Below are 15,716 nucleotides of genomic sequence, written 5' to 3'. Positions count from 1 at the left end.
ACGCAGGTTACATAGCGGTGGCCTTTGCGGTAGGCGATCTCGTCGATGCCGATGCGGGTCAACCCGGCCAGCAGGTCGTTGGTGTCGCGGCCATCGGCGACCACCCGGCCCACGATCGCGGCGATGGTGCGCCAGGCCACCCGCAAAAACACCGCGACCACACTGATCGCGGCGTGCGCGGTCAACCACGCGGCTGTGTCCTCAAACGCCCAGGTGTGACGGGCCCCGGGCCGCGCCCAGGGCAGGTGGGCCACCACCACTCCATGCTCGGGGCAGGCTACCCGCGGCGCTGCGGCCTGCAGATAGGCCTTCGTCGTCCCCAGATCCAGGGTGCGCCAGCGCCTGATCCCGTCCCCGCCGTCATAGCCCGCACAGCGTTTGCGGCACCGCGAGCACCGGCTGGCCTGGTTCGCCTTGGGCCGCACCTCAAACACCAGCACCTCGCTGGTCACCGGCTGTTTTCCGCGCGAGGTCTCGGCCTCGATCATCACGTCTTCGATGACCATGTCCTGGCCACCGAGGACCGTCGCGAATACCCTGGATTTACCCAACGCCGTACACCCTCCTTCGTCTTGAACCCGATAACAGTCCAAAACGTAAGCAGGACACGGCGTTGGGCCACAAGCCCCCTGGTCACAGACCCACGACTACGGCAGAAGAGCCACAAGAAAGTCGTCAAAGAGTTCGAGCGCTTCCTGAAGGGATTGCGCGACAACCTCAATGACGCCATCACCGAAGCCGACGCGGTGGGCATGTTGGCGCAGCATCTCATCACCAAGCCGGTGTTCGATGCGTTGTTCTCCGAACACGACTTCGCTTCGCGTAACCCGGTATCGCGGACCATGCAGCGGATGGTGGACACACTCGGTGGCAGCGGTCTGGAATCAGAAACCAGCGACCTGGAGAAGTTCTACGACTCGGTTCGCATCCGCGCCTCCGAGGTCACCAGCGCCGAGGGCAAGCAGCAAGTCATCGCAGACCTCTATGAACGATTCTTCAAGATCGGATTCGCCAAACAGGCTGAGGCGCTGGGCATCGTCTACACCCCTGTGCAGGTTGTGGATTGGATTTTGCACGCCGCTGACACCGTGTCACGCGAACACTTCGGCAAGGGGCTGACCGATGAGAATGTGCACGTCATCGACCCGTTCGTCGGCACGGGAACGTTTCTGACTCGTTTGATGCAGACGGGTTTGGTCACGCCGAAAGACCTTGCCCGCAAGTACGGCACTGAGCTGCACGCCAACGAGATCATGCTGCTCGCCTACTACATCGCGGCGGTGAACATCGAGTCCACCTACCACGCCCTGATGGGCAAAACCGCAGCCGACGACTACGAGCCGTTCCCCGGCATCGTCCTTGCCGACACCTTCCAGATTCACGAGTCCGACGACACCATGGACAACGAGATGTTCCCGCAGAACAACAAGCGCATCGCCACGCAGTTGAGCACCAAAATTGATGTGATCGTGGCGAATCCCCCGTACTCGGTCGGGCAAGGCAGCGCCAACGACAACAACGCCAACATCAAATACCCCAGCCTCGACAAATGGATTGAAAACACCTACGTCAAACGCTCGACCGCAACCAACAAGAACAGCCTCTATGACTCCTACATCCGCGCGTTCCGTTGGGCGACCAACCGAATCGGCGATCAGGGCATCGTCGCGTTCGTGTCCAACGGCGGCTGGCTCAACAGCAACACCGCCGATGGGATGCGGTTATCCCTCGCCAACGACTACTCCCACATCTACGTCTACAACCTGCGCGGCAACATGCGAAGCCCCAACTGGAGAAACGAGGGCGGTCAGATTTTTGGTGCGGGCTCACAAGCAACCATCGCCATCTTCGTCGGGGTCAAAGACCCAACATCGAACGCGCCGTGCACCCTTCACTACCGTGACATCGGTGACTACCTGTCCCGCGACGACAAACTCCGCATTCTCGACACCGACGACCTCAACGCCGTGGGCTGGCAGACCATCACGCCGAACAAGCACGGCGACTGGATCAACCAGCGCGACGAAAACTACGGCACCTACCCTGCCATCGGAGACAAGAAGGCGAAAACCGGGCAGACCGTCGTGTTCCAGACGTTCTCTGCCGGGCTTCAGACCAACCGCGACGCCTGGGTGTACAGCTACTCCGCCGCGACGGTGAAGAACTCCGTTCAGCGCCTCATCGACAACTACAACAGCCTCAAAGAACCTTTCCAGAACTACTGCAATGACCACGGCATCACCAAACGCGACGAAGCAGCCGTCACCCGATTCCTCGCCGCCACGCCAGGCGCATCGGACCCATCCCGCATCAAGTGGTCTAGAAGCTTGAGAACTCACCTCGCAAAGAACACCAATGTTCGCGTGTCAGAGAGCGGTTATCTGGTCGGAACCTATAGACCATTCGATACCGAGCACGTTTACTTCGACAAATACCTGAACCACGAGCGGTCGAAACTTCCGGCGATGTTCCCTACACCCAACCACCGCAACATCGGCTTCTACGCCATTGGCGTCGGTGGGACAGCAGAGTTCTCACTACTGGCAACACGAGAGCTTCCCGACGTACAAATGCTTGGGGCGGGGCAGAACGGTCAGTTCTTCCCGCGCTTCACTTACGAGAAGGTTGAAGCCGACGACGGGAAGTTGGACATCTCAACGGGCGGGGGCGAGGTCGATGAGTGGGGTTACCGCTGTATCGACAACATCACCGACGCCATCCACAACCTGTACCGCGCGGCGCTGGGCGACGACATCACCAAAGACGACATCTTCGAGTTCGTGTACGGGTTGCTGCACTCACCGAGTTACCGGACCGAGTACGCCGCCGACCTGAAAAAGATGCTGCCGCGTATCCCGACACCGAAGTCACGCGACGACTTTGACACGTTCGCCTCGGCGGGGCGGCAGCTTCTGGTTTTGCACGCCGACTACGAGACCGCCGCACCGTACTCGCTGGACGTGCAGATCAAGAACGGCGTCAACGAAACTGACCGTGAGACCTGGCGGGTCGAGAAGATGAAGTGGAAGTCGAAGACCGACCACACCGCGATCATCTACAACCCGAACGTCACCATCGCGGGCATCCCCGAGGATGCCGAACGCTACCTGCTCGGGTCGCGGTCGGCGCTGGGCTGGATCATCGACCGCTACCAAGTCCACACCGATAAGGACTCAGGCATCGTCAACAACCCCAACGACTGGTGCGACGAGCACGGCGACCCGACCTACATCGTGGACCTCATCAAGAAAGTCACGACCGTCGCGGTGGAGACCATGAGGATCGTGGACAGCCTGCCCTGACCACAACAGTCACCTGTCAGACGAGGTGCCATCCTGATGCCTCGCTCCCATTTCCGTAACCCGCTTCCACCCCTGTTAAGGAAACCCATCTTCTGCGCACGTTGACACGTCGTTAACAGCAAACCGCCAAACCCGGCAGACCAGCCTCGACGCACGCCGTGGCAATTGTGATGTGTAACTATTCGTGATAGCGTATAACCATGCTCAAGTTGACGACCCTGGACGAGGACACCCAAGCCCTCGCCGAACGGCTGGCTCAGGTCCATGAACAGGTGAATCACCACCGCGCGGCGTTCCGTTCGGCGTGGGATGAGCGCGCCGAAGTGGCACGAGAGCTTCATCGTGTTCGTGCATATCCATGCAGCCGGATCGCTCGGGAGCTAGGTGTGGTCGAGCGAACCGTCTGGAGTTGGCTGACGAAAGTGGAGAAGGAGTAGGGCGGGAAATGACCGCCCCCAAGCCCAACGCCGACGCGGGCAAGAAATTGCAGAGCCAACTCGGGGTCATCGACGTTGACTCTGAAGTGCTTCGCGCCGCCGCGCGGGAATTACAACAGCACGCCGAGTCGTTGCGTCCCAACGCGAGGGCAGCCATCACCCTCAGCGCGACCGCTGAACGGGAAGCGTCAGCGTTCACCGAAACTCACGATCCCGCCCCCATCTACCTCGGTGCGGTGTCCGGGGTGGAACGTGTTGGCGGGAAATTCAGCGAGCAAATCAACAAGCTCATCACACAGCTCAACAGCGACGCGGCGGCGCTCATGTGGATTGCCGAGAACCACGACACCACCGAGGACGAGAGCAAACAGTCCATGTCCAAGCTTCCGGTCCAATCAATCTAGGAGGGCACCCAAACTATGCCAAGTAGCAGTGGACAATTCGCGTTCCACACCGCGTCGGTGGCGTACGCTGACCTCGGGGACGGTTTGGGAACTGTCCGTTTCCAGCAGCTCGATGAGGGAAGCGGCAAGACGTTCGACGCTCTGAACGCCAAACTTGCGCAGTATCAGCAAGCCCTCCAGGGTTTGCAAACTGTGTGCCATGAGGTCAAACAGGCGTGCGACGTGCAACACGCGGCGGATGTTGAGTTCGCGAAATCCCCTAGTGTGCAAGAGATTCAACGCCTAGCAGACCACGCCCGCTCTCTTCCACAGGGCGAACAGCGGGCGCACACGGTTCAGGACGCGGCGGCGGCGAAAAAGCAGCACGACGAGGCGAAAGAACGCCACCGCCAGGCGACGGAACCCACGGAAGGTGCACTGGACGGGGTAGAGATGCCAGCCCTGCCGTCCTTCGGTGAAGGAGGTAGCGGAGGCACCAATGTTCCTCTGCCTTTGGTAATGCCCGACCTCACGCCCACGCCCGCACCCGACCCAGGCACTTCCCTGTCGGGCGCGGACGATGGCGGCACCGCGCTCAAGCCCATGCTTACTGGACAGCCCGCCATGCCACCGATGACGCAGCAGCCGATGATGGCACCGCCGCAGATGCCGCAGGGCGGCGGTGCGGGCGGCGGCTATCCCGCCATGCCGTCGATGGCCGGGGCGGGTTCGCCCCGCGACCGCAAGAAGGACGACGGCAAAGACCCGCTGGACGGCTTGAAGACCGACCTGTCGGGCGCAGGCGCTGACGGCGCGGCGGCGGGCGTTGCGGCGGGCGCAGCCCTCGACCGTGGCACGACCGCGCACGGTATGCACACCCGCGCGGATGTCTCGGGTATCAATCGCCCAGCCGTAGGCGGCGGAGCGGGTCAAGCGCCCCCATCACAGCCGCAGCAGGGCGGCATGATGGGGGGTCCGATGGGAAGCGGCGCGGGTGGTGCGGGCGGCGGCGGCAAGCCCAAGCCTCGCCCTGACATCAAGAGCGCGGACCCGAAGCAGCACGGGCACGATTCTGTGCGGGAGTCCGTGGAGGGCGGACTCCTTGGACGGGACACCGCCGAGGAGCCGAAGTTCGGCGACGATAACAGACCCCCGGAATGGAAATGACACGTTACGCCACAACGGCTCTCGCAGCGCTGGCGCTGGCGCTGTCTGGATGCGACCGCGCGGTGGACGGGCAGCCCGTCGCCGCGTCTGCGACGGCGAAGCACATGCAGACGGACGCTTCAAACGTCCCTGCCCCGCCTAGCACACCGGACACGCCTGTGGTGCACAACATCGGTGAGGAAGTGCAGTTCTTCATCGAGGACTTGAATCGGTTCTGGGGTATGTATGAAATCACTACTGGCGCTATGGCGAAAGAAGAAACTGCTCCATTCACGTGCCCACATGGAGAGCCTACGAAGGGCAACGCAGCCAATTGCGCTGGCGTTGTCCTATATGACGCTGAGGGCTTGGAAGCTGAGGCATCAGGTCACCGTTATGTCGTTGGTGAAGTCATCGCACATGAAGTAGGGCACACCGTCGAGGCGCAGCTCGGTCAGCACGACCGCAGCGTCTACGCGCACGAACTGGCGGCGGACTGTCTGTCCGGTATGTACGTAGCCGGTAAAGGCGTACCCCTTGCCGATGCGAGTCAGGACTTCACTCACACGGGCATGTACGCCTACGCCGGTGACGAAGCCCTGACGGCATTTCAGAAGGGCTACAACAACTTCAGCGATTCTGATATGAGCATCGCACACGTCAAGCGCTGCATCCCGAAGGAGCATTGACCGATGGCGAACCGTGAACGCGCGACGGGTGGGGCGCGACGCGGGAACTGGACGCCGCCGACCGTCAGCTCACGGCAGTCGGCTGACCGGCGCGCCCATTCCCGCCCTGTGCAAGCATACGAGCCCCGATACGGACCCCCGCTACGGACGGGCGATCAAACCCGCCCCTGTCGGCGACCATGTTCTTGTTCAAAAAGCTAGCTTCAACTCGGCGTTTTAGACTCCGCGAAGCCTCGCCCAGCGCTACGGACTGCGCCACGGACATTGCTACGGGTCTGCGCTAAGAAATGCATAACTGGGGGCTGATTGCCTGACGCAGCGGGTGTAGCGTTCCACTATCGCCGCGCCGTCGGGGTGCCGGTTCAGTCTGGTAGAGGTTGCGTGGTGTCATTCACAATCGTCGCTCCCGAGTCGGTAAACGGTGCCGCAGCGGATCTCTTATCTGTTCAGCAACGCTTGGAAGAAGCGTCTACTCAGGCTGGATCCTACATTGCCAGTATGGAGACGGCGGCTCACGATGAAGTGTCTGTCGCTGTTGCGGAGATATTCGGGACGCAGGGGTTTCAGTTTCAGTCTTTGATTGCTCACGCCGCTACGTTCCACGGTCAATTCATGCGGACCCTCACTTCGGGGTCGGCTGCCTACACGGCTGCCGAACACTCGGCGGCAACGACGCTGAATCCAGCTTCCGCGAATAGTGTGGTGTCGGAATTGATCAACGACGCTCAGCCGTTGGGGGTGTTCTCCCCGGTGAAGCTGCTGACGGGACGCTCGCTTTTTGTCAACGGCGCTGCCGGGGCGGCGGGTACTGGGCAGTCCGGTGCCCCGGGGGGCTGGTTGCTCGGCAACGGCGGCGCTGGCGGGTCGGGCACCCCCGGTATCACCGGCACCCCCTATAGCACCGGCACCCCCGGTGGTACCGGGGGTGCCGGTGGAGCGGCGGGTTTGTTGTGGGGTCGCGGTGGTGACGGCGGCATCGGTGGTGCCAGCACCACGTGGGGTGTGGCTGGCGGAGCCGGTGGGGTCGGTGGTCAGGGAAGTCTGCTGGAAGGCAGCGGGACCGGCGGTGCCGGGGGTCTGGGCGGGGCGGCGACTGCGGGCTTCAACGCTTCTGGCAGCCCCGGCGGCCCCGGCGGCGGGCTATTCTTCGGGGCTGGCGGGGCTGGCGGGGCTGGCGGGGCCGGGGGCACCGTCACCACCATCACCAGCACCACCTTCAACGATCCGTTGGGGGTGGCAGTCAACCCCGGCGGCGATGTGTACGTCACCAACCCGAGCAACGGCACGGTGTCGGTGATCAATCCGTCCACCAACACCGTCACCGGCTCACCCATCACCGTCGGCACCGGTCCGGGCGGGGTGGCGGTCAACCCCGGGCACGACGTGTATGTCACCAACTTCAACAGCGACACGGTGTCGGTGATCAACCCGTCCACCAACACCGTCACCGGCTCACCCATCTCCGTCGGCACCGGTCCGGACGGGGTGGCGGTCAACACGGTCACCGACGGGGATGTGTACGTCGCCAACGATCTCGGTAACACGGTGTCGGTGATCAACCCGTCCACCAACACCGTCTCCGCCACCATCAGCCTCGGCACCGGTCCGGGCGGGGTGGCGGTCAACCCCGGGCACGACGTGTATGTCACCAACTTCAACAGCGGCACGGTGTCGGTGATCAACCCGTCCACCAACACCGTCACCGGATCACCCATCACCGTCGGCACCCATCCGAACGGGGTGGCGGTCAACCTCGGGCACGACGTGTACGTCGCCAACCAGGGTAGCGGCACGGTGTCGGTGATCAACCCGTCCACCAACACCGTCACCGCCACCATCAGCGTCGGCACCGCTCCGAGCGGGGTGGCGGTCAACCCGGTCACCGGCGGGGATGTGTACGTCGCCAACAATGCCGGTAACACGGTGTCGGTGATCAACCCGTCCACCAACACCGTCACCGCCACCATCAGCGTCGGCATCGATCCGAGCGGGGTGGCGGTCAACCCGGTCACTGGCGACGTGTATGTCACCAACCAGGGTAGCGGCACGGTGTCGGTGATCAGCGGGTAGTGGTGTGCAGGAGGAGCTGCCCGCGTCGATGGTCAGCAACCCCAGTAGGAATGTCTGTGTCCTCGGGTCCGTCCGCGCCTACAACCACGACATTCTCTGACAAGGGTTGTGGTGCCGTGGGATTAAGACCGTGCCGCAGGCTTGTAGCAGGCGAATTACCACCACCGCGTAGGGGACGTAGACCCGCGCAGGTCAGGACGCACGCGAACGCCGCCGGGGGAGCGGCACGGGCGGCGGCGGCTCCCTGAGGTATTCATCGGTGTACGCCGGGTATGGCGGGAGGTCGTCGTCTTGCCAGGTGTCCGCCCAGTCAAGGTCAGGGTCAGGGTCAGGGTCAGGGTCAGGGTCAGGGTCGGGGTCAGGGTCAGGGTTCGGTGACCACCGCGCGGCGTCCGACCATGGGAACGGATCGTCGGATTCCAGGTCGGCGATGTCCGCCAGCAGGCGGTCAAGGTCAGTCCCGTACACGCCACAGCTCGCGGTGGTCATCGTCCGACGTATAGATGAACGGTTGCACGCTGCCATCCTCACGGTGCAGGTCGATCCGATATGAAAACCCGCCCGTGAATCCGTCGCCAGCGGTGGCGGCGAAATCGGCAACGGCGTGGTGCAGGGCGGCGGTAAGGGATTGGTCGGTCATGCCCGCCATCGTCCGTCGCGGCACCGACACCCCGCCAGGGGGCGATAGCCTCATTCCCCCATGACTGCCTACGAAGCAGTACGGTCCAGCGCACGGTACAAGGTGCTCCGACCGACCCCCAGCGTCCGCGCGACATCACCAACGCGGTGTCCAGCACCGACCAGCGTCCGTGCCTGAGCGAGTTGGTCGCAAGTGACCGCGTTCGGGCGACCGATCCTGACTCCCCGTGCCTTCGCCGCCGCCAATCCAGCCTCGGTTCGTTCACGGATTAGTTCTCGCTCGAATTGTGCCATCGCGCCGAACACGCTGAGGACCAGTCTGCCCGACGCTGAACCCGTGTCGATGCTCTCGGTCAGGCTCCGCAGGTGGACACCGCGCTGCGCCAGGTGCTCGACCAGCTCCAGGAGGTTCCGCAAGCTCCGCGCTAAGCGGTCCAACCGCCAGACAACCAAGGTGTCCCCGTTGCGTAAGTGTTCCAGGCAGCGGTCCAGCTCGGGGCGGCGCGCCACGGAACCACTCACGCCGTGATCGGTGAAGATGCGCTCGACCCCGACGCCGGTGAGCGCGTCCAGTTGCAGTCGCGGGTTCTGGTCGGTGGTCGAGACCCGGGCGTATCCGATCAGCATGTCAGGAGCGTCCCACAAGGCGCTGACAGCTCGGATAAGGGAATCCGATTGTGGGACAGGAAATCGGGACGCCACCGCCAGGTGCAACGTCGGCGCAACACCCTCGGACTGTGCAGTCCATGAACCCAACGGTTACGGGACAGCGAAATATCGTCATGTCAGTCTCACTCAGCCCGAAGCCGAACCACGAAGCCCTCAATCTCGATTTCCTGGTACACAGCGTGAGCCATGTGGACGAGGACGGCAGCCAGGCTGTCCCGTAGGTGCTCGCACACCCGTGTCGGGGTGATCACCGAAGTCGGTATGGAGCTTGCCGTCAGCTCCAGCGGACAACAGCGCCGTCACCAGCGGATGTGGCTCCTCTTCGGTGGAGCGATTCTGTGGCACGAACAGCGTGGCGACGTAGAACGAATGTTCGGGCAGCTCAAATACGCGGGGTTCGTCATCGTCGTCAAACCCAGTGATGTTCAGTCCACCCTCATCGAGGGTCTGCCGGTAGGCGGGGTTCAGCCCAAAGTTGCAGTAATACTGTTCGGTCACCCTGCTCGCGCCGTAGTATCGTGCGACCGCTGATCCTGGTTGCAGGTTGACAGGCATGGTTTTTCCCGCCAGCGAGCACGCCAGTTCTGAGATGAACAATCGAGAGCCGTACGGGTCGTAGTTGGCGTCCTGCGCGTCTTCAAAGCCGAGGACGTTACGGGCGTATTCGAGAATGATGTGCTGGCAACCGCCGCACGTACCCAAGGTCGGCACCGCGTTCTCCCGCCCGAAGCGCAGCGCGGCTAGCGCCCCAGCCATGTTGCGGTACGGACTGCCGGGTGCACACCACAACACATCAGCAGCGGTGACCGCACTCAGGTCCGCCTCCAACGGTTCAGTGCCCAGCCACGAGACCGAGACCTCCAGCCCAAGCACCATAGCGGAATGGCTTATCGCAAAATTCGTGGCGACGTGCGGAGCGAAGTCGCCATCGAATTCGCCGATCACCGCGACATTCAACCGATCCGACATTCACGTTCCCTTCCCGATACCACCGCTTCGCTCAATCCCTGACTCGACGGCTCAATTGTCGGCGACACCGCCGTAAGCAGGGTGCCATCGGGCAGAACGAGGGAACAGCAGGTCATCAGGCACGCTCAATCGTCCCCGTATGAGAAGCGGGACGAGGACGACGCTCGCAGGTCAGGTCATCGGGGTTCCAGATGTGCGTGGAACCCATCGCAGTCATGCCATCAGTGTGAGCAGCGGGTATCGCATTACGCCAGTCCGTGCGAGGGACGTGACATCTCCCGTGTCCTGGGTCGTCAACGAGTTTCTGAGAGTTGTGACATCTCGTGACATCCACGGGCGCTCAGTGAATCGGAATTAACCGACCTACTGAGCAAACCCGCAGGCTATGGCGGTGGCGGAGGGATTTGAACCCTCGGACGGTGTTAGCCGTCACACGCTTTCGAGGCGTGCTCCTTAGGCCGCTCGGACACGCCACCGTGGAGTAGCTTACCGAACCGGTGGCCGCTCAACCCAATCGCTGCCGGGCGAAGAACTCCTCCAGCGGCGCCGCGCACTCCTGCGCGAGCACACCGCCACGCACCTCGGGACGATGGTTGAGCCGGCGGTCGCGAACGACGTCCCACAGCGACCCGACCGCCCCCGTTTTGGGCTCCCACGCGCCGAACACCAGCCGCGCGACGCGGGCCAGCACCAGCGCGCCCGCGCACATGGTGCACGGCTCCACGGTGACCGCCAGCGTGGCCCCCTCCAGGCGCCAGCCGTCGCCGAGCACGCGAGCGGCCGCCCGCAGGGCCAGGATCTCCGCGTGTGCGGTCGGGTCTCCGAGGGCCTCGCGCGCGTTCACCGCGCGGGCGAGTTCGGTGCCGTCGGCCGCCACGACCACCGCGCCGATGGGCACATCACGGGGACCCGCGGTCGCGGCGGCCGCCAGTGCGGCGCGGATCAGATCCTCGTCCGCGCCCGGCTCCGCCGCGCTCGCGGTCACCGACTGGGCCTGACGGCGGCGACCCGCCGCGCCCGGCTCCGCCGCGCTCGCGGTCACCGACCGAGGCGGTCGATCACAGACGAAAGCTGGTCGGCGAAGCCCATCTCCCGGGCGATGCGGCCCACCTGTTCGTCGGCGTAGAGGTCGCTCTCATCGAGGATGACCCCCAGCACCGCATCAGACAGCCCGATGTCTGCCAGTAAGGCCAGGTCGCCCTCCTCGAAGGGCTCGGAGTCCTCGAGGTCGTCGAGGTCCAGGTCGGCGTCCAGTTTGTCCAGGACCTCGGCGGCGATGTCGTAGTCCAGCGCGGCGGTGGCGTCCGACAGCAACAGCCGGGTTCCCGACGGGCCCGGACGGAGGATGACGAAGAACTCGTCGTCGACGTCGAGGAGCCCGAACACCGCCCCCGCACTGCGCAGTTCGCGCAGCTCCGTCTCCGCTGCCTTCAGGCTCGTCAGGGCCGTCGCCGACAGGGAATAACACCGCCACTGGCCCTCTTCGCGCACTACGGCGACCCCGAACCCGTCCGGTATCTCCGCGGACGGCCCCTGGGCCGAGGCCCGCTGTGCTTCCATGGGCGCCTACGCTAGTCGTTGACCTGGCCACTTGACCAGACGAACCGGGCCGCAGGCGGCACCGCCGTCCGGGTCTGTGCCAACCTAGGACTGTGGCGAGCCCCGTTTCGAAGACACCGGTGTGCGTGCTCGGCCTGGGGCTGATCGGCGGCTCCATCATGCGGGCGGCCGCGGCGGCCGGCCGCGAGGTGTTCGGCTACAACCGATCGGTGGAGGGCGCGCACGCCGCCGTCTCCGACGGCTTCGCCGCCGGCACCGACCTCGCCGGGACGCTGGCCCGCGCGGCGGAAACCGGAGCGTTGATCGTGCTCGCGGTCCCGGTGCCGGCGCTGGCGGGGATGCTCGCCTACGTCGCCGAGCTGGCGCCGGACTGCCCGTTGACCGATGTCACCAGTGTCAAGTGCGCGGTGCACGACGAGGTCGCCGACGCCGGTCTGCTGCGGCGCTTCGTCGGCGGCCACCCGATGACAGGCACCGCGGACTCGGGGTGGGCGGCCGGTGACGCCGGGTTGTTCACCAGGGCGCCGTGGGTGGTCAGCGTCGACGACCACGTCGACCCCGGGGTGTGGTCGATGGTCACGGCCCTGGCGCTGGACTGCGGCGCCCTGGTGGTGCCGGCCCGATCCGACGAGCACGACGCCGCGGCGGCAGCCATCTCGCACCTACCGCACCTGCTCGCCGAGGCCCTCGCCGTCACCGCCGGAGAGGTCCCGTTGGCCTTCGCCCTTGCCGCCGGCTCCTTCCGCGACGGCACCCGGGTTGCGGGCACCGCGCCGGACCTGGTGCGGGCCATGTGCGAAGGCAATGCCGCCCGGTTGGTGCCCACCCTCGACCACGCCATCGAGCTGCTGAGCCACGCCCGCGAGTCGCTGGCGAGCCACGACTCGGTGGCCGACCTCGTCGAGGCCGGCCACGCCGCGCGCACCCGCTACGCCAGTTTCCCGCGCCACGACATCGTCGCCGTCGTCGTCGGCGCCGAGAACTGGCGCGAGGAGCTGGCCGCCGCCGGCCGCGCGGGAGGGGTGGTCAGATCCGCTCTGCCAACCCGGGATAGTCCACGATGAAACCCTCGTCGTCGACACGGACGGTGGTGTCGGCGACCGGGGAACGCAACTTGATGCCGCCCAGGCTCCCGGTGCTGGTATAGCTCACGCTGGCCGCGGTCACCGACATGTCGGGAACGTTGACGTAGACCACCGGCAGCAAGGCCGACTCCGCGCGTTCATGCAGTCCCAGACGCCGGATCGGCAGCGTGTTGAAGAACGGGCTGAACACCACGTCGACGTCGAGCGCGCCGTTGAAGGCGGCGCGCCGGTCACCCTGGTGATCTGTCACCAACCACATGTTCTCCTCGTCACGGGCGACGGCGAGCACCCGTTCCCGCTCGGCCAACGTGACGGTCATCCCGAGACGCTTGGTGGCGCCGGTCTCGTCGGTCTGCACGTCGTAATAGGCGCCGAAGGCCGGGCTGGTCGCCGTGGCCGCTGCCACGATGCGCCCGTTGGCCCGGATCCGCTTGCCGGACACCTGGATTCGTACCGATTCCATGCGCGGGACGTCTTGCGCGCGCCAGGTCAGCATCGCCTGCCACACGCGTCGGTCTGGATCTGGGGGGTCTGCGTTCACCCGTCTACCGTAAGACGTGGCCGCCGTCCGCGGCGGCAGAGTCGGCAACTGCCCCACCTCCCGGGATCAGTGCTGGTTTCATTCCCCGCCGGATGGGACAAAGATGTGGACATGAGCAGCCACACCCCGCCCTCCTCCGGCCAGCCGCCGCCCCAGCCCGCCAAGCCGCCCCAGTCCGGCGCGCCGCCCAAAGAACCGGCGATCGGGTTCACCCGCGCCGGCGCGCTGTGGTCGTCGCTGATCGCCGGCTTCCTGATCCTGATCCTGTTGCTGGTGTTCATCACCCAGAACACGGAGACGACGGCGTTGACGTTCCTGGGCTGGCGCTGGCACCTGCCGCTGGGAGTGGCCATCCTGCTGGCGGCGGTCGTCGGCGGGCTGATCACCGTGGCCGTCGGCACGGCGCGGATCACGCAGCTGCGCCGCGCGGCCAAGAAGAACCACGCGGTGGCCGCCCGGCGGGACCGCTAACCGGTCAGCTTGGCGAGTTCGGCCAAGCCGCGCGAGATCAAGGGTGCCACCACCTCGGGTGCGTGCTCGGATTCTTCGGCGCCTTTGCGCTGAGCCTGATCCGACATCCGCCTGCGGAAGTCGATCCCGGCCGCGATGATGGCAAGCTTGAAGTAGGCCAGCGCCATGTAGAACTCCCAGTGAGCCAGCGGCCATCCGGAGACCAGCGAGTAGCGGTCGGCCAGCTCGTCGGCGGTGGGCAACAGCGGCGAGGTCCAGGCGGCCTGCGCGTTGACGATCAGGTCCAGCGCGGGGTCCCGGTACACACACATCAGCGCCGCGTCGGACAGCGGGTCCCCCAGCGTGGAAAGCTCCCAGTCCACGACCGCCAGCACCCGGGTCGGGTCGTCGGCATCCAGGATCGTGTTGTCGATACGGTAGTCGCCGTGCACGATCGAGCTCCGGCTCTGCTGCGGGACGGAGTCGCGCAGGCCGGCATGCAGGCGGTGTACGTCGGCGTCGCGGTGGTCGTCGGGCAGGCGCACCAGCTCCCACTGCGATCCCCAGCGGCGCACCTGGCGCTCCAGGTAGCCGCTGGGTTTGCCGAAGTCCCCGAGCCCCACCGCTTCGGGGTCGACGCCGTGCAGATCGACCAGCACCCGGATCAGCGCGTCGACGCAGCCGTCGATGACGGTGTGGCTGAGCGCCTCGAGTTGGGCGCGTCGGCGCACCACCTGCCCGGCGATGAATTCGACGATCTGGAACGGCGCACCCAGTACCGACTCGTCCTCGCACAGCGCGATCGCGCGCGCCACCGGAACCGGCGTGTCCCGTAGGGCGGCGACCACGCGGTACTCGCGGGCCATGTCGTGCGCCGACGGGGTGAGGCCGTGCAGTGGTGGGCGCCGCACCAGCCAGTCGGCCTTGTCGTCGTAGACCCGGTAGGTCAGGTTGGAACGACCGCCGGAGATGAACTCCGCCTGCAGGTCGCCGTCGCGCTCGATGCCGAGCGACCGCAGATAACGGTCCAGCCCGGCCAGGTCGAGGCCCTCGGGTTGGTCAGCTGACGTCACCGGACTTGTTTACCATCGCCGGTCACCCGGCGGTGATTTCGGGGCAGCAGGTCCCAGACGTGCTCGGTGGTGTTGACCGTGGCCACCGTCGCCTGGCCGGACCGGGAGAACAACAGGCGGGTCACCGAGGCGTAGTCGATGGGAAAGGACAGCAACCGCGCCGTGCCCAGGATCTCGTGCAGCAGCACGTTGATCACCCCGCCGTGGCCGAACACCGCCACCGTGTCGTCGTGGTCGGCCGCCGCGACGACGTCGTCGAGCCCGGCACGCACCCGCGCGCGAAACGCGTCCTCGTCGACCGCGCTGGGCAGATGCCCGGAGGCCATGCGCGCCCACTCCTCGGGCCGCTCCACACGGATCTGTTCGACGGGAATGTAGAGGGGAAGGTCGCGATCGTATTCGGCGAACCGATCGTCGATCTCGACCGGCAGCCCGTGTGCCGCCGCGACCGGCTCCGCGGTCTGCACTGCGCGGCGCTGGGGGCTGCTCACCACGCGGCCGACACGGAACCTGGCCAGCGCCGCGGGCAGGCGCCCGGCCTGCGCCAGCCCTTCTTCCGACAGCTCGGGATCGGAGCCTTCACCGGGTTCGCTGCGCAGGGGCAGGGCATGCCGGATCAGAAGCACTTGCATGCGACAAGCCTCGCATGCGGCGGCGAGCCCGTTGCCCGACGTGCGGAGAATGTTATTCTCCGCACGGAGAG

The 15,716-nt window shown here is 65.4% G+C and carries 16 protein-coding genes, 1 tRNA gene and 3 pseudogenes; 9 read left to right on the top strand and 11 right to left on the bottom strand.

Features of this window, described 5'->3' with window-relative positions:
• Together AC2VOK_RS15610 and AC2VOK_RS15605 are read right to left on the bottom strand one after the other, a co-directional pair.
• The coding region (locus tag AC2VOK_RS15610) for a helix-turn-helix domain-containing protein (RefSeq protein ID WP_428901298.1) at positions 1–254 on the bottom strand (254 nt) is incomplete at its 3' end.
• Between the two features lie 69 nt (positions 255–323).
• Positions 324–488 (bottom strand): annotated as a pseudogene (locus tag AC2VOK_RS15605) (hypothetical protein); the annotation flags it as partial.
• A 180-nt stretch (positions 489–668) separates the two neighbouring features.
• On the opposite strand from AC2VOK_RS15605, the pseudogene AC2VOK_RS15600 reads away from it, so the two are divergent.
• From AC2VOK_RS15600 to AC2VOK_RS15570, 7 genes and pseudogenes are all read left to right on the top strand, one after another.
• Positions 669–3,302, top strand: a pseudogene (locus AC2VOK_RS15600) (type ISP restriction/modification enzyme); the annotation flags it as partial.
• Between the two features lie 200 nt (positions 3,303–3,502).
• Positions 3,503–3,739 (top strand): helix-turn-helix domain-containing protein, encoded by a 237-nt coding sequence (locus tag AC2VOK_RS15595; protein WP_428901292.1) that lies wholly within the window; start codon positions 3,503–3,505, stop codon positions 3,737–3,739.
• A gap of 8 nt (positions 3,740–3,747) precedes the next feature.
• Positions 3,748–4,143: a hypothetical protein gene (locus AC2VOK_RS15590; protein ID WP_428901291.1), complete on the top strand. Its 396-nt coding sequence runs from the start codon at positions 3,748–3,750 to the stop codon at positions 4,141–4,143.
• Between the two features lie 57 nt (positions 4,144–4,200).
• Positions 4,201–5,289 (top strand): hypothetical protein, encoded by a 1,089-nt coding sequence (locus AC2VOK_RS15585; RefSeq protein ID WP_428901290.1) that lies wholly within the window; start codon positions 4,201–4,203, stop codon positions 5,287–5,289.
• Positions 5,286–5,957: a hypothetical protein gene (locus tag AC2VOK_RS15580; RefSeq protein ID WP_428901289.1), complete on the top strand. Its 672-nt coding sequence runs from the start codon at positions 5,286–5,288 to the stop codon at positions 5,955–5,957. Before AC2VOK_RS15585 ends, AC2VOK_RS15580 begins: the two co-directional genes overlap by 4 nt.
• A gap of 384 nt (positions 5,958–6,341) precedes the next feature.
• A pseudogene (locus tag AC2VOK_RS15575) lies at positions 6,342–7,637 on the top strand (PE-PGRS family protein); the annotation flags it as partial.
• Positions 7,626–8,027, top strand: a complete 402-nt coding sequence (locus tag AC2VOK_RS15570; RefSeq protein ID WP_428901297.1) for a YncE family protein — start codon at positions 7,626–7,628, stop codon at positions 8,025–8,027. The pseudogene AC2VOK_RS15575 and the gene AC2VOK_RS15570, both read left to right, overlap by 12 nt.
• Before the next feature lie 454 nt (positions 8,028–8,481).
• Here the strand turns inward: AC2VOK_RS15570 and AC2VOK_RS15565 are convergent, their stop codons facing one another.
• The 6 genes from AC2VOK_RS15565 to AC2VOK_RS15540 form a co-directional block, all read right to left on the bottom strand.
• A complete protein-coding gene (locus AC2VOK_RS15565) occupies positions 8,482–8,667 on the bottom strand; it encodes a hypothetical protein (protein ID WP_428901288.1) in 186 nt (61 codons plus the stop codon).
• Between the two features lie 68 nt (positions 8,668–8,735).
• The gene (locus tag AC2VOK_RS15560) at positions 8,736–9,293 is read right to left on the bottom strand and encodes a recombinase family protein (RefSeq protein ID WP_428901287.1); all 558 of its coding nucleotides are present in this window, start codon (positions 9,291–9,293) and stop codon (positions 8,736–8,738) included.
• Positions 9,294–9,488: 195 nt separating this feature from the next.
• On the bottom strand, positions 9,489–10,304 hold the full coding sequence (locus AC2VOK_RS15555; protein ID WP_428901286.1) for a CTP synthase C-terminal region-related (seleno)protein: 816 nt from the start codon (positions 10,302–10,304) through the stop codon (positions 9,489–9,491).
• 386 nt (positions 10,305–10,690) lie between these two features.
• Positions 10,691–10,780, bottom strand: a tRNA-Ser gene (locus AC2VOK_RS15550).
• Between the two features lie 29 nt (positions 10,781–10,809).
• Positions 10,810–11,289, bottom strand: coding sequence for a nucleoside deaminase (locus AC2VOK_RS15545; protein ID WP_428901296.1), 480 nt, complete (start codon positions 11,287–11,289; stop codon positions 10,810–10,812).
• A gap of 53 nt (positions 11,290–11,342) precedes the next feature.
• On the bottom strand, positions 11,343–11,864 hold the full coding sequence (locus tag AC2VOK_RS15540; protein WP_428901285.1) for a tRNA adenosine deaminase-associated protein: 522 nt from the start codon (positions 11,862–11,864) through the stop codon (positions 11,343–11,345).
• A gap of 119 nt (positions 11,865–11,983) precedes the next feature.
• Here AC2VOK_RS15540 and AC2VOK_RS15535 point away from each other — a divergent pair, with 119 nt between their 5' ends.
• Positions 11,984–12,928: a prephenate dehydrogenase gene (locus AC2VOK_RS15535; protein ID WP_428901295.1), complete on the top strand. Its 945-nt coding sequence runs from the start codon at positions 11,984–11,986 to the stop codon at positions 12,926–12,928.
• On the opposite strand, the gene AC2VOK_RS15530 is transcribed toward AC2VOK_RS15535, so the two are convergent.
• Positions 12,891–13,490, bottom strand: a complete 600-nt coding sequence (locus tag AC2VOK_RS15530; RefSeq protein WP_428901284.1) for a putative glycolipid-binding domain-containing protein — start codon at positions 13,488–13,490, stop codon at positions 12,891–12,893. The two genes, AC2VOK_RS15535 and AC2VOK_RS15530, sit on opposite strands and share 38 nt — an antisense overlap.
• A gap of 111 nt (positions 13,491–13,601) precedes the next feature.
• On the opposite strand from AC2VOK_RS15530, the gene AC2VOK_RS15525 reads away from it, so the two are divergent.
• Positions 13,602–13,961 carry a LapA family protein gene (locus tag AC2VOK_RS15525; RefSeq protein WP_428901283.1) on the top strand — a complete coding sequence of 120 codons (360 nt, stop codon included), beginning with the start codon at positions 13,602–13,604 and terminating at the stop codon, positions 13,959–13,961.
• Here AC2VOK_RS15525 and AC2VOK_RS15520 read toward each other — a convergent pair.
• Together AC2VOK_RS15520 and AC2VOK_RS15515 are read right to left on the bottom strand one after the other, a co-directional pair.
• Entirely contained in the window at positions 13,958–15,013 is a 1,056-nt protein-coding gene (locus tag AC2VOK_RS15520; protein WP_428901282.1) for a phosphotransferase family protein, read from the bottom strand. The two genes, AC2VOK_RS15525 and AC2VOK_RS15520, sit on opposite strands and share 4 nt — an antisense overlap.
• Entirely contained in the window at positions 15,010–15,645 is a 636-nt protein-coding gene (locus AC2VOK_RS15515) for a histidine phosphatase family protein (protein WP_428901281.1), read from the bottom strand. Before AC2VOK_RS15515 ends, AC2VOK_RS15520 begins: the two co-directional genes overlap by 4 nt.
• Between the last annotated feature and the right edge of the window lie 71 nt (positions 15,646–15,716).

Source organism: Mycobacterium sp. TH-M116 (assembly GCF_057473685.1).
The sequence above is the reverse complement of the archived record's forward strand: the minus strand, read 5'-3'. Positions and strand labels throughout refer to the sequence as shown.